This window comes from Corynebacterium sp. UMB9976 (genome assembly GCF_030212265.1).
Classification (GTDB): Bacteria; Actinomycetota; Actinomycetes; order Mycobacteriales; family Mycobacteriaceae; genus Corynebacterium.
Genome location: NZ_JASODY010000001.1, coordinates 102,894 through 115,696 on the forward strand (window position 1 = coordinate 102,894; position 12,803 = coordinate 115,696).

Genomic DNA, 12,803 nt, shown 5'->3' on the forward strand with positions numbered 1-12,803 from the left:
CCCCTGTCCACTAAGGCGAACCTATGTTCCCTAAAAACGCTGGCTTCATTATCGTGGTTGCATGTCTTCGAACCGACCCGGCCACGCGTTGATCCGCGGCCCCTTCAGCCTGTGGCGCCGCTATTTGGACGTGCTGCCCCGGCTCGGCCTGGCCGGTTCCCGCTCGGCACAGCTCCACCAAGAGGGCCGGGTGCTCCCCCTCCATGCGCCGTTGGAGCCCCTTAACCCCGCCTACCGGCTGCGGCTGCAGATCGCAGTCTGGTTGGGGTCCATCGGCACCATTCTTATCGCTCTCGGGGGTATTGGCGCGGGCGCGATGCCCGTGGTGGGCAACCCATTCTGGTCCGTTCCCGGGATTAATATCCTGGCCCGGATGCTGCACAGCACCACTGTGACCGTCTTCGTCGGAATCGGATTCCTAGTGCTCGCCTGGCTCCTACTCGGGGCCTTCGTGCTGGGGCCAGGGGGAAGGCAGATCCCCCGCCTGCCCATCCGTACCTATTGGCGGATCTTCGCCCTCTGGGTGCTTCCCCTGGCGATCACCGCGCCGATGTTCACCCAGGACATCTACTCTTATCTAGCCCAAGGGGCGATCGCCGCGCAGGGGCTGGACCCGTATAGCGCAGGTCCGGTGGACATCCTCGGGGTGCAAGACCCGCTCGCCCGTTCCGTGCCCTTGATGTGGGCGCACTCCCCTGCGCCCTATGGCCCGGTCGCACTGGGCTACGGGGCCGTGATCTCCATGATCACCGGCAACAACATCGTGCTGGGGGTCTTCGGCCATCGGCTGATGAGCATCACCGGCCTGGTGCTCACCGGCTGGGCATTGACGAGGCTCGCCCAGCGCTGCGGCATCGCGCCCCAGACAGCCTGGTGGCTCGGGGTGCTAAACCCGCTGACACTGCTCCACCTCGTCGCGGGTATCCACAACGAGGCGCTCATGCTCGGCTTTCTGCTCGTGGGCATGGAGTTCGTGCTGCGCGGCACCGACCATTACGAACGACCTTTGAGCAGCCGCCTGCTGCTCATGCTCTCCGGCACGGTGATCGTCACCTGCGCGGGCCTGATCAAGGTGACCGCCCTGATGGCTCTCGGCTTCACCGCAGTGGCGATCGCGCGCTGGTGGGGCGAGGGGCTGCGACACCTTATCGGTGCAGGAGTGGTCAGCGGGGGGGTCGCCGCGGCCACCGCGAGTCTGTTCTCTGTGATCACAGGCGTGGGCTTCGGCTGGATCACCTCCCAGGGCGGGGCGGCAGAAATCATCAGCTGGATGAGCCTGTCCACGTTGGCGGGTTTGGCGTCGTCGTTCCTGGGAGCCCTGCTGGGCCTCGGAGATCAGCAATCCGCCGCGCTGTTCGTCTTCCGTTTCCTCGGCGTCATGATCGGCGCGTTCTGGGTGGTGCGCATGCTGTGGGCCTCCTACCGGGGCCGCATCCACCCCGTGGGAGGGCTCGGGGTGGCCACGCTGTTCCTCGTGATCTTCTTCCCCGTCGTCCACCCCTGGTATCTGCTCTGGGCCATTCTGCCGCTCGCGGCGTGGGCCAACCGGCCGGTCTTCCACTTCGCGACAATCGTGTACTCGGTGGCTTTCAGCTTCTTCATCCTGCCCCGTGGTCTCGGGCTACCGCCGGCGACGGTGGCCTTCATCTACGCCATGTCCGCGCTACTTTTCCTCGCGTTTCTGGTCGCCAGCTGGCGCTACCTCAAGAAACACCCGGCATATGCCAACGCCCTCGCGTTGCCTCGCCCCAAAGAAATGCCCACGAAGGCAGACACACCCAACAACCGGTGATCCCCCAGCCCGCGCCATCTGGCTAGACTGAATAGCTGTGAAAATGCAGGACTCTTCGGCCCCCCAACTCCAACCACTGCTGCAGGTCACTGGCGCGGTGAAGAAGTTTGGCGCCCACACCGCCGTCGATGGGCTGGACTTCCAGGTCTACCCCGGCGAGATCGTGGCACTACTGGGCCCCAACGGCGCGGGCAAAACCACGACCATCGAGATGTGCGAGGGCTTCGCCCGCCCGGATGCCGGCGAGATCCGGCTGTTCGGCCTAGACCCCGCCAAGGAATCCGACGCCGTGCGTTCCCGCATTGGGGTGATGCTGCAGGGCGGCGGCGCCTACCCCGGCATCCGGGTCGGCGAGATGCTGAAGCTGGTTGCCAGCTACAGCGAGGACCCACTGGATACCGAGTGGCTGCTGGACATGGTGGGGCTCACCAAGCACCGCTCCACCACCTATCGGCGCCTGTCGGGTGGCCAACAGCAGCGTCTGGCGCTCGCCTGTGCGCTGGTGAACCGCCCGGAACTGGTCTTCCTCGATGAGCCCACCGCAGGGCTGGATGCACAGTCCCGTCACGCGGTATGGGATATCGTGCGCTCCATGCGTCGCGATGGCGTGGGCGTGGTCCTCACCACCCACCTGCTCGACGAGGCTGAGGCGCTCTCCGACCGGGTCGTCATCATCGACAAGGGCAAGGTCGTCGCCGCAGGCACCCCGAAGGAACTCACCTCCGAGCGTTCAGGTGGCGGTAGCGGGCATACCTTCCAGGTCAGCGTCGACGCCGATCTCGACCGGGACCACTTCCACCGTGCCCTCCTCGAGGTCAAGGCCGGTGCGGCCAAGGCAGGACAAGGAGTACCGCTGGATGAGGTCGGCGGTGCCGCGTCGGCGCCTTCGGTACTAGTCCGGGAGATCAAACCACGCCAGTTCGCCGTAGAGGGCATTCCGGCCACACCCGATGGCGTCCTGATGCTCGCGCTCGCTGCCCGCGACTGCGCAACGATGATCACGAAGCTCGACAGCACTGAACAGACCCTTGAGGAAGTTTTCCTCTCGCTGACCGGATGGGAGATGCGTTCATGACTTCCGCGAATAACCGAGGCATGCAGAACAGCCATCCCGCAGGGACGCCATCGGGTCAGGGGGCCGGAACTCCGGTGGGGCCTGTGGTCGAGACGGGTGCAGTGATGGAGGACGCGCCAGCTACCGGCGGCCGCTTCCCCGTCGGGACCTTCGAGCCTGCCCCGAAACAAGCCAGCTTCGTGCGGATGCTGTTGGCACAGACCAAAATTGAGTCGTTGCTCTTCCTGCGTCACGGCGAGCAGCAGCTGCTGTCCCTGATCATCCCGGTCGGCTTGCTGCTGGGGCTGGCACTCGTGCCGGTCGTCCCGTTGGACGACCCAGTGGCCAGAGCGTTCCCGATGGTGCTGGCGGTGGCGATCATGGGTGCCGGTTTCACGGGCCAGGCCATCGCCGTGGCCTTCGACCGGCGTTACGGGGCACTCAAACGGATTGGGGCGGCCGGGGTTCCCACCTCGGCTCTCATCGCCGGCAAGATCGCTGCAGTGTTGATTGTGGTCGCCATCCAAGTGCTGATCCTCACGGTGGTCGCGCTGCTGCTGGGGTGGTCCCCGCCAGGGCTCGGCCTTGTGATCGCCGTGATCTTCCTCATCCTGGGGGTGGGGTGCTTCACCTCGCTGGGCCTGCTGCTCGGGGGCACCTTGAGCTCCGAGATGGTGCTGGCACTCGCGAACACCATTTGGTTTGTACTGCTGGGTGCGGTTGGTTACTCCACCGTCGCCTCCGACCTGGGGCCCCAGGCACAAACCCTGTTGCAGCTGATTCCATCCGTGGCGCTGGCTGCCGGGCTGGAAGAATCCTTCGCCGGCGGGGTCGACTGGTTCGCCATCGTCGTCCTCGCGGTCTGGGCGATCGTGGGTGCGGTCGCCGCCCGGAAGCTGTTCTCTTTCACCATCAAGGGCGACTAGCCCTCACCGGGAATCCTCCCCTGTATTCGCTAGCCGACCCCCCTGCCCCGCTGCCTGAGGTGGAAAGCTGCCTGAGCTGGCACGCTGCCAACGAACCGCGGGGTGAAACGAGCCCCGCGCGCCCTTTCGCTTTGCTCCCGCACCGCGACTAATCTTGAGTGCTGTGATGGATCCGATTAGCCAACAAGCAGCCCAAACGAACAACCCGTTGAGCCGGGCAATGCTGAAACTCTACGCAGCTATTTACCGCGCGGACCGCAAGGTCGGCCTGCCGCGCCAGGTGGACTCCGATGGCAACAAGGCCGTGAAGGTTCCACGGCTCAAAACCCAGTGGGTACTGACCCTCATCCTGCTGATCTGTCAGACGGGGATCACCTTCACCGGATCCCTCGTCCGCGTGACCGGCTCTGGGCTTGGTTGCGAAACCTGGCCACAGTGCCACCCGGGTTCCTTCGTGCCGGTCCCAGGGTCGGCCCCCTGGATTCACCAGATCATTGAGTTCGGCAACCGGATGCTGACCTTCGTGCTGGCCGCCGCCGCACTCGCCGCCTTCATCGCGCTGCTGCGCGCCGGCCGACGCTCCTCGATCCTCCACCTGTCCTTCATCCAGGGTCTGGGCATTATCGCCCAGGCAGTCATCGGTGGCATCAGCGTGCGCCTGGATCTGGCATGGTGGATCGTCGCCGCCCACTTCCTGCCCTCCATGCTGCTTGTCTTCCTGGCTGCGGTCCTGCTCGTCAAGGTCACCGAGGACGACGACGCCCCCATCAAGGAGCAGATGCCTGCTGCCCTGCGCGTCCTCACCACCATGAACGCCGTGGCGCTGGCCGTTACCCTTTTCACGGGCGTGCTCGTCACGAGTGCCGGCCCGCACGCCGGTGACGAGGCCATCAAGCCGGAGCACCGCCTGCAGGTGAGCCTTGAATCCATCGCCCACATCCACGCCCACGCCATGTACCTCTACCTGGGCTTGACGATCGGCCTGATCGCCGCCCTCATCGCTGTGGTGGCCGCGCCGCGTGTGCGGAAGGCTGCCGCCTGGATGTGCGCCGGAATCCTCTTCCAAGCAGTGGTAGGCATCATCCAGTTCTGGCTGGGCGTGCCACGCTGGACCGTCCCGGTCCACGTCATCGGCTCCGGCCTGGTCACCCTCGCAACGGGTTACCTATGGGCGCTGCGCTACCAGAAGACCCATGAGGAGCAGAGCGAAACGGTGAGCCACGCCGTTCAGGGAGACTAAAATTCCCTCCCCGGCCGGGCCCATGAGACCGGCCTCCCCCGGGGCCATAGCTCGCCCACCGGGCGAGTGCATAAGAATTCAGCCCGCGTGGACAGCGTCGATCGACGACGACCACGCGGGTTTTTTGCTACGGCTGGGCTGGCCCCTCATCGCCGATGGCGGCTTTGGCCTTGCGGGCCGCAAGGATCACGAACACGAGCATGACTCCGACCGCCACCAGGCTGGACCACGCGATCTGCTCCTCGGTGGCGAAGGCGAAGAAGATTCCGCCGAGGATCATCGGCAGGCTACTGGCCTTCAGAAAGCCCGCAGCTGCCTTGTGCCCCTTCTGCCATGCCTCATCGCTGGAAAGCGTCTTGGAAGTCCTGATACCGATCCATGCGTTGCGGGGCAGACTTTCTGTGCCGGCTTTAATTCCGGTCCAGAGCAGTAGACCCCCCGAGACCACGTAAACGGAAGCCATGAGGATGTTAAAGATGCTCATCGAATGCCTTTCGATACGAATAAATAAAGGCCGCATCCTCCCGGATGCGGCCTGCAGATCGGGGCGAATCCCCGGGTTAGGGCTACAGCTTAGTTGCCGAGCATCTGCCAGACGGTGTTCCAGCCAATAACGGCGTCGACGGAGAGGGCAACGAAAAGCAGGGACAGGTAGTTATTCGACAGGAAGAACAGCTGCATCGGCTTCACCGGGGTGCCCTCCTTGACCCCGCGGTGCAGGCCGTGGGCACGGAAGATAAACCAGGCGCCCGACACCAGCGCTGCGACGGCGTAGATCCAGCCCGCGGCGGGAACGAGCAGCAGCGAGGTGATGACCGTCGCCCAGGTGTACCAGAGGATCTGGCGGGTGACCTCCAACGGCGGCTTGACCACCGGCATCATGGGAACGCCCGCGGCCTTATAGTCCTCGCGGTAGCGCATACCCAGCGCCCAGGTGTGGGGCGGGGTCCAGAAGAAGATGACCATGAACAGGATGATCGCCTGAATCCAGGAGCTCCAGCCCGCGTTGAAGGCGCCGCCGTTGTTGTCCGTGACAGCAGCCCAGCCGACCATGACGGGCATGCAGCCGGCGGCCCCACCCCAGATGACGTTCTGCCAGGTGCGGCGCTTCAACCACTTGGAGTAGACATAAACGTAGAACCAGATCGTCAGCAGGATGAACGCGGCAGACAGCGGAGAATGCACGAGGAAGGTCAGCCACAGCACACTGGCGATCATCAGCACCCAGGCGAAAATCTTCGCGTGCTCGACCGGAACCGTGTCCTTGGCTAGCGGGCGGCGACGGGTGCGGCGCATCAACTGGTCGATGTCATAGTCGACGACCATGTTGAAAGTATTTGCGGAGGCCGCGCCCATCCAGCCACCGATGAGGGTGAGGATGATCAGGCCGAGCTCAATCTCACCGCGATTGGCCTGGAGCATCGCCGGGATCGTCGCGACGAGGAGCAACTCGATGACCCGGGGCTTAGTCAACGCTAGATAAGCCTTGACCGCATCCAAGATTCCATTCACGAAGCCTTCTGCCTCCACTTCTCCACGTCTTATCCGCCTATACGCTACCCGAGCGCATTCTGTGGGCGAAACTGCGCCGATACCGCGAGTCGCCAGAATTGGGGGCTGGATTGGCGACGTTTCATCAAGCCCTCTTGAGTAGTCGAAAAAGGAGGCTGAAAAGTTCCGGCTGCCCCAAGAACGCAGAGTTTTGCCGTGGCCGGTAGATTGAATATGCATAGTCAAGCCTCGCCCGCGCGTCCGCGGCGGCGAGAGCTACAACCCGAGTACGTCACACCCCGAGGAAGGCCCAAGTTCGTGTCTTATAATCCGAATCTCCCTGCCGAGCTCCAAGCATTGATGGTCCGCAACTTCCCGGCGGACTGGTCTGAGAAGGACACCCGGGCGGTTGACCTCGCCCGCGTGCTTGCCGCCGACGCCGTGGAGAAGTGCGGTTCGGGCCACCCGGGCACCGCGATGAGCCTCGCGCCCCTGGCCTACACGCTCTACCAGCGCGTGCTGCGCCACAACCCGAAGAACCCGACTTGGGTTGGTCGCGACCGTTTCGTCCTCTCCTGTGGCCACTCTTCGCTCACCCAGTACATCCAGCTGTACTTGGGGGGTTTCGGCCTGGAACTCGAGGACATCAAGCAGCTGCGCCAGTGGGGCTCCCTGACCCCGGGCCACCCGGAGGTCGGCCACACCGACGGCGTGGAGATCACCACCGGCCCGCTCGGCCAGGGCCTGGCATCTGCCGTGGGCATGGCGATGGCCGCCCGCCGCGAGAAGGCGCTCTTCGACCCGAACGCCGGCGACGGCGAGTCCCCGTTCGACCACTTCGTCTACGTCATCGCCTCCGACGGCGACGTCCAGGAGGGTATCACTGCCGAGGCGGGCTCCCTGGCCGGTACCCAGGAGCTGGGCAACCTCATCGTCTTCTGGGACGATAACGGAATCTCCATCGAGGACGACACCACCATCGCCTTCACCGAGGACGTCGCCGCCCGCTACGAGGCCTACGGCTGGCAGGTCCTGGAGGTCACCGGTGAGGACGTCGAAGGCATCCTGGACGCCGTGGAGCGCGCGAAGCAGGAGAAGAACAAGCCGACCTTCATCCGCATGCGCAGCGTCATCGCCTACGGTGCACCGACCGCAGTGAACACCGGCGCCTCCCACGGTGCGGCTCTGGGTGCCGAGGAGATCTCCGGGGTCAAGAAGAACCTCGGCTTCCCGGACGAGGCCTTCCCGGTCGAAGAGGAGATCATCGATCACACCCGCCAGCTCATCGACCGCGGCGAGGCAGCGGAGGCCGAGTGGCGTAAGAGCTTCGACGCCTGGGCTGAAGCTAACCCAGAGAACAAGGCGCTCTTCGACCGCCTCTTCGCCGGCGAGCTGCCGGAGGGCTTTGATGCCGAACTGCCGAGCTACGAGGCCGGAGAGTCCGTCGCGACCCGCAAGGCCTCTGGTGCTGCGCTGCAGGCTCTGGCGAAGAAGATGCCGGAGCTGTGGGGCGGCTCCGCCGACCTGGCTGGCTCCAACAACACCCTCATCAATGGTGAGGACTCCTTCGGCCCGACCAGCATCTCCACCTCCACCTTCACTACCTCCCCGACCGGCCGGAACCTGCACTTCGGCATCCGGGAGCACGCGATGGGCGCGATCATCAACGGCATCGCCCTGCACGGCCCGACCCGCCCGTACGGTGCGACCTTCCTGCAGTTCTCCGATTACATGCGCGCCTCCGTCCGCCTGGCTGCGCTGATGAGCACGGATAGCTACTTCGTGTGGACGCACGACTCCATCGGCCTGGGTGAGGACGGCCCGACCCACCAGCCGATCGAGCACCTGGCTGCGCTGCGCGCGATCCCGAACCTCGCGGTGATCCGTCCGGCTGATGCCAACGAGACCTCCGCCGCATGGGCGGAAGCCCTCGAGGCTCCGGCCGCGCCGAAGGCCATGATCCTCACCCGCCAGAACGTCCCGGTCCTGGAGGGCACCAAGGAGAAGGCCCGCGAGGGTGTGCGCCGCGGTGGCTACATCCTCCGCGAGTCCTCCACCGAGACCCCGCAGGTCATCCTCATCGGTACCGGCTCCGAGGTGCAGCTGGCTATGGCTGCGGCCGAGGCGCTGGAGGCCGAGGGCATCGGCACCCGCGTGGTGTCCATGCCGGTCGTCGAGTGGTTCAAGGCCCAGGACCAGGCTTACCGCGACGAGGTGCTGCCACCGTCCGTGACCGCCCGCGTCTCCGTCGAGGCGGGCATCGCGATGCCGTGGCACGAGTTCACCGGCTTCGGTGGGCGCAACATCTCCATCGAGCACTTCGGTGCCTCGGCGGACTACCAGCGCCTCTACCAGGAGTACGGCATCACGGCAGAGGCTGTCGCCGACGCCGCCCGCGAGCTCGTCTAGCCAGCTCGTTACGGCGCGCTCCCCCGGCGTTTTTCGGCGGGTTTTCTGCCCGGGGGAGCAAAGTCGAAACCATCGCCTGCCAGCAGTAGGCTGGTGAGCGATGAACACTCCAAGCAATATCCAGAAACTCGCTTCCGCTGGCACTTCCGTGTGGCTCGACGACCTGTCCCGGCCACGCCTGACTAGCGGTGAGCTCGCCTCCCTCATCGATGCTAAGGGCATCGTGGGAGTGACGACCAACCCAGCCATCTTCGCGGCTGCCATGTCCCAGGGGGATGCCTACGACGAGCAGCTGCGCGAGCTCGCTGCCGCCGGCGTCGCCGCCGACGAGGCGGTCTTTGCCATGGCGGTCAAGGACGTGCAGGATGCCTGCGACGTCCTGGCTGGCGTCCACGAGCAGACCGGCGGGGTCGACGGCTGGGTCTCCCTCGAGGTCGACCCTCGCCTCGCCCACGACGCTGCCGGGACGGTCGCGCAGGCCAAGGAGCTGGCCGCTCAGGTCAATCGCGCAAACCTGATGATTAAGATCCCCGCGACCACCGAGTGCCTGCCCGCGATCAGCGAGGTGCTGGCCGCAGGCATCAGCGTCAACGTGACCCTCATCTTCAGCGTGGAGCGCTACGAGCAGGTCATGGAAGCCTTCGTCGAGGGCATCGCCGCCGCCGAGAAGGCGGGCAAGGACATCAGCAACATCCACTCGGTTGCCTCCTTCTTCGTCTCCCGCGTGGACAGCGACATCGACCCGCAGCTGGCTGACAAGGGTGCGGAGGCCGCAGCGCTGCAGGGCAAGGCGGCACTCGCCAACGCCCGCCTGGCCTACGCTTCCTACCTCGACAAGCTGGCCAATAACCCCCGCTGGCAGGAGTTTGTTGGCCGCGGGGCGAACACCCAGCGCCCGCTGTGGGCATCCACCTCCGTGAAGAACCCGGAGTACCCAGACACCCTCTACGTCACCGAGCTCGCGGGCCCCAACACCGTCAACACGATGCCTGAGACCACCCTCGACGCGACGATTGACCACGGCGAGACCACCGGCGACCAGCTGAGCGGGCGGGCCAGCGAGTCCCTCGAGGTCTTCTCCGCGCTCACCAGCGCCGGCATCGACCTGCCAGAGGTCTGGCAGCGCCTGGAGACCGAGGGCGTGCAGAAGTTCGAGCAAGCCTGGAACGAGCTCCTCGCGACCCTGCGCGAGCAGCTCGCGAAGGCCAAGTAGTTTCCCGGCACACGTACCGCCAATCGGAAAGGGGATCGCTTCGACGTGGGCGCATCACAGGAGAACCTGAACAACCCGCTGCGCAATCCGCAGGATAAGCGCCTCCCGCGCATCGCCGGCCCCGGCGGCTTGGTGATCTTCGGGGTTACCGGTGACCTGGCACGCAAGAAGCTGCTGCCCGCGATCTACGACCTCGCCAACCGCGGTTTGCTGCCCCCGGGCTTCTCCCTGGTGGGCTACGGGCGACGCGCGTGGAGCAAGGCGGAGTTCGAAGCCCAGGTTCTGGAGAGCGTGAAGGCGGGAGCCCGCACCCCGTGGCGTAACGCGGTCTGGGACCGGCTCGCCGAAGGCATCGAGTTCGTCCAGGGCGACTTCTCCGACGACGCCGCTTTCGACAAGCTCGCTGCTGTCACCGCCCAGCTCGACGAGCAGCGCGGCACGTCCGGGAACTGGGCCTTCTACCTCTCCGTTCCGCCACAGCACTTTTCCAGCGTGATCCATCAGCTGCAGCGCTCCGGAATGGCCCGCAGCGAAAACGGCTGGCGCCGAGTAGTCATCGAGAAGCCATTCGGCCACGACGAGGCCTCCGCGAAGGAGCTCAATGATGTGGTCAACGAGGTCTTCCCCGAGTCCGATGTCTTCCGCATCGACCACTACCTGGGTAAGGAGACGGTGCAGAACATCCTGGCGCTGCGCTTCGCCAACCAGCTATTCGACCCGCTGTTTAACTCCCACTACATCGACCACGTGCAGATCACGATGGCCGAGGACATCGGGCTCGGCGGGCGCGCAGGCTACTACGACGGCATCGGTGCCGCCCGGGATGTGCTGCAAAACCACCTGCTGCAGCTGCTCGCCCTCATCGCGATGGAGGAACCCGTAGCCTTCAACCCCGCAGAGCTGCAGAGCGAAAAGATCAAGGTGCTGCGCGCCACCCGCCCCGTCGGCCCCTTCGCGAAAACCACCGCGCGGGGCCAGTACACCGCGGGCTGGCAGGGCAGCGTTCCGGTGTGTGGCCTGCGGGAGGAGGAGGGCTTCGACCCGGAGTCCACCACCGAGACCTTTGCGGCGGCCACCTTCGAGATCTCCTCCCGCCGCTGGGCGGGCGTGCCCTTCTACCTGCGCACCGGCAAGCGCCTGGGCCGCCGGGTGACCGAGATCGCGCTGGTGTTCAAGAAGGCCCCGCACCTGCCCTTCGTGGACGGCCAGACCACCGCCCAGGGCAGCAATATGCTGGTCATCCGCGTTCAGCCCGAGGAGGGCGTGCTCATGCGCTTCGGCTCCAAGGTGCCTGGCTCCGGGATGGAGGTCCGCGATGTGAACATGGACTTCTCCTACTCCGAGTCCTTCACCGAGGAATCCCCCGAGGCCTACGAGCGCCTGATCCTGGATGCCTTCCTCGACGAGGCGAGCCTCTTCCCCACCAACGAAGAAGTCGAGCTCTCCTGGCGCATCCTGGACCCCATCCTGAAGTCCTGGGAAAGCCACGGTACTCCAGAAGACTACCCAGCCGGCACGTGGGGTCCACCGGGAGCAGACGAACTCATGTCCCGCAGCGGCCGCCAGTGGCGCCGCCCATAAGCCCGCTTCCCCACCATTCAAGCGAGAGAAGGAAGAGTTCAGGCATGCTCATCACGCTTCCGAACACCAGCACCCGTGAGGTGACCCAGCGGCTCAACAAGGCCCGCGAGGAACGCGGTGAGGTCGCGTCTGGCCGCGTGCTCACCGTGGTCGTCAGCTCGACCGCAGCAACCCCGCTGGAGTCAATCCTGGTGCCGGTCACCGACGCCGCCCGCGAGCACCCCGCCCGTGTGATCATCCTGCAGGAGGCCGACGGACCCAGCGATGAACCGCGTTTGGACGCGCAGATTCACCTAGGCGGCAAGGCCGGTGCCTCCGAGATCATCGTGCTGAGCCTGCACGGTGGCCTGACCGAGCACGAGGACTCCATCGTCCGCCCGCTGCTGCTGCCGGACACCCCGATCGTCGTCTGGTGGCCGGGAGATGCGCCCCGCAATCCCGCCGCCGACCCACTTGGGGTGCTAGCGGATCGCCGCATCACGGACGTCAACGCGGAGACCACCACCCGCAGCATTTACCGCCGCCGTACCACCTACTCCCGCGGGGATTCCGACCTTGGATGGAGCCGCATCACCCTGTGGCGGGCGCTGCTGGCATCCACGCTGGACCAGCCGCCCTTCGAACCGGTGGAATCCGCTGAGGTCACCGGCCCGACCGACGATGCCGCCGTGGATCTGGCAGCGGGCTGGCTTGCCGACCAGCTGGGGGTTCCGGTGAAGCGGATTAATTCCGACGCCCCCGTCCCTCCCGTGGACGCTGCGGGCCACGAGACCATTCCCGTTCAGAAGACGGTCCTGAAACGGAAGGGTGCGGACATCACCGTTGCTGTTCAGGACGCCCACACCGCCGAGGTCACCGTCGGGACGCGACGTTCCCTGGTGGCCCTGGCTCCCCGAGATCTGGGCGACTGCCTCGCCGAGGAGCTGCGCCACCTGGATTCCGACTACGCTTTCGGGCGGGCCCTCCGTGGACTCGTGCGTGTGAATCGCCCCCGCCGCAGCGGTGAGACGGTCACCCGCATCGTCGAGGACCTGGAGAGCCTCGAGTCCCAGCGCTAAGCACTTCTTTCCCACCCAGTTGTGGCTGAACACAAGGAG

10 protein-coding genes are annotated in these 12,803 nt (G+C 65.6%); 8 read left to right on the top strand and 2 right to left on the bottom strand.

Features of this window, described 5'->3' with window-relative positions:
* Positions 1–61: 61 nt before the first annotated feature.
* The 4 genes from mptB (at position 62) to QP140_RS00505 (ending at position 5,012) form a co-directional block, all read left to right on the top strand.
* Positions 62–1,792 (top strand): polyprenol phosphomannose-dependent alpha 1,6 mannosyltransferase MptB, encoded by a 1,731-nt coding sequence (mptB, locus tag QP140_RS00490; protein WP_284757469.1) that lies wholly within the window; start codon positions 62–64, stop codon positions 1,790–1,792.
* A gap of 43 nt (positions 1,793–1,835) precedes the next feature.
* Positions 1,836–2,867, top strand: a complete 1,032-nt coding sequence (locus tag QP140_RS00495; RefSeq protein WP_070761410.1) for an ABC transporter ATP-binding protein — start codon at positions 1,836–1,838, stop codon at positions 2,865–2,867.
* Positions 2,864–3,772: an ABC transporter permease gene (locus QP140_RS00500; RefSeq protein WP_284757472.1), complete on the top strand. Its 909-nt coding sequence runs from the start codon at positions 2,864–2,866 to the stop codon at positions 3,770–3,772. Before QP140_RS00495 ends, QP140_RS00500 begins: the two co-directional genes overlap by 4 nt.
* A 166-nt stretch (positions 3,773–3,938) precedes the next feature.
* Positions 3,939–5,012: a COX15/CtaA family protein gene (locus QP140_RS00505; protein ID WP_284757722.1), complete on the top strand. Its 1,074-nt coding sequence runs from the start codon at positions 3,939–3,941 to the stop codon at positions 5,010–5,012.
* Between the two features lie 127 nt (positions 5,013–5,139).
* Here the strand turns inward: QP140_RS00505 and QP140_RS00510 are convergent, their stop codons facing one another.
* Both QP140_RS00510 and QP140_RS00515 read right to left on the bottom strand, forming a co-directional pair.
* Positions 5,140–5,496 (bottom strand): SdpI family protein, encoded by a 357-nt coding sequence (locus QP140_RS00510; RefSeq protein WP_284757474.1) that lies wholly within the window; start codon positions 5,494–5,496, stop codon positions 5,140–5,142.
* Between the two features lie 89 nt (positions 5,497–5,585).
* Positions 5,586–6,512, bottom strand: a complete 927-nt coding sequence (locus QP140_RS00515) for a heme o synthase (protein WP_187440843.1) — start codon at positions 6,510–6,512, stop codon at positions 5,586–5,588.
* 351 nt (positions 6,513–6,863) lie between these two features.
* Here QP140_RS00515 and tkt point away from each other — a divergent pair, with 351 nt between their 5' ends.
* The 4 genes from tkt to QP140_RS00535 all read left to right on the top strand — a co-directional run bounded on the left by tkt (position 6,864) and on the right by QP140_RS00535 (position 12,764).
* On the top strand, positions 6,864–8,912 hold the full coding sequence (tkt, locus tag QP140_RS00520) for a transketolase (RefSeq protein ID WP_284757726.1): 2,049 nt from the start codon (positions 6,864–6,866) through the stop codon (positions 8,910–8,912).
* Between the two features lie 100 nt (positions 8,913–9,012).
* Positions 9,013–10,125 (top strand): transaldolase, encoded by a 1,113-nt coding sequence (tal, locus tag QP140_RS00525; RefSeq protein ID WP_284757475.1) that lies wholly within the window; start codon positions 9,013–9,015, stop codon positions 10,123–10,125.
* Between the two features lie 45 nt (positions 10,126–10,170).
* Positions 10,171–11,706, top strand: a complete 1,536-nt coding sequence (gene zwf / locus QP140_RS00530; protein WP_070758917.1) for a glucose-6-phosphate dehydrogenase — start codon at positions 10,171–10,173, stop codon at positions 11,704–11,706.
* Positions 11,707–11,750: 44 nt separating this feature from the next.
* On the top strand, positions 11,751–12,764 hold the full coding sequence (locus QP140_RS00535) for a glucose-6-phosphate dehydrogenase assembly protein OpcA (RefSeq protein WP_284757476.1): 1,014 nt from the start codon (positions 11,751–11,753) through the stop codon (positions 12,762–12,764).
* Positions 12,765–12,803 lie beyond the last annotated feature (39 nt).

Bases quoted from the DNA above. Each gene is read 5' to 3' on its own strand.
- tkt (WP_284757726.1), top strand. From the start codon at position 6,864: ATGGTCCGCAACTTCCCGGCGGACTGGTCTGAGAAGGACACCCGGGCG.
- mptB (WP_284757469.1), top strand. From the start codon at position 62: ATGTCTTCGAACCGACCCGGCCACGCGTTGATCCGCGGCCCCTTCAGC.
- QP140_RS00500 (WP_284757472.1), top strand. From the start codon at position 2,864: ATGACTTCCGCGAATAACCGAGGCATGCAGAACAGCCATCCCGCAGGG.
- tal (WP_284757475.1), top strand. From the start codon at position 9,013: ATGAACACTCCAAGCAATATCCAGAAACTCGCTTCCGCTGGCACTTCC.
- QP140_RS00510 (WP_284757474.1), bottom strand. From the start codon at position 5,496: ATGAGCATCTTTAACATCCTCATGGCTTCCGTTTACGTGGTCTCGGGG.
- QP140_RS00535 (WP_284757476.1), top strand. From the start codon at position 11,751: ATGCTCATCACGCTTCCGAACACCAGCACCCGTGAGGTGACCCAGCGG.
- QP140_RS00505 (WP_284757722.1), top strand. From the start codon at position 3,939: ATGGATCCGATTAGCCAACAAGCAGCCCAAACGAACAACCCGTTGAGC.
- QP140_RS00495 (WP_070761410.1), top strand. From the start codon at position 1,836: ATGCAGGACTCTTCGGCCCCCCAACTCCAACCACTGCTGCAGGTCACT.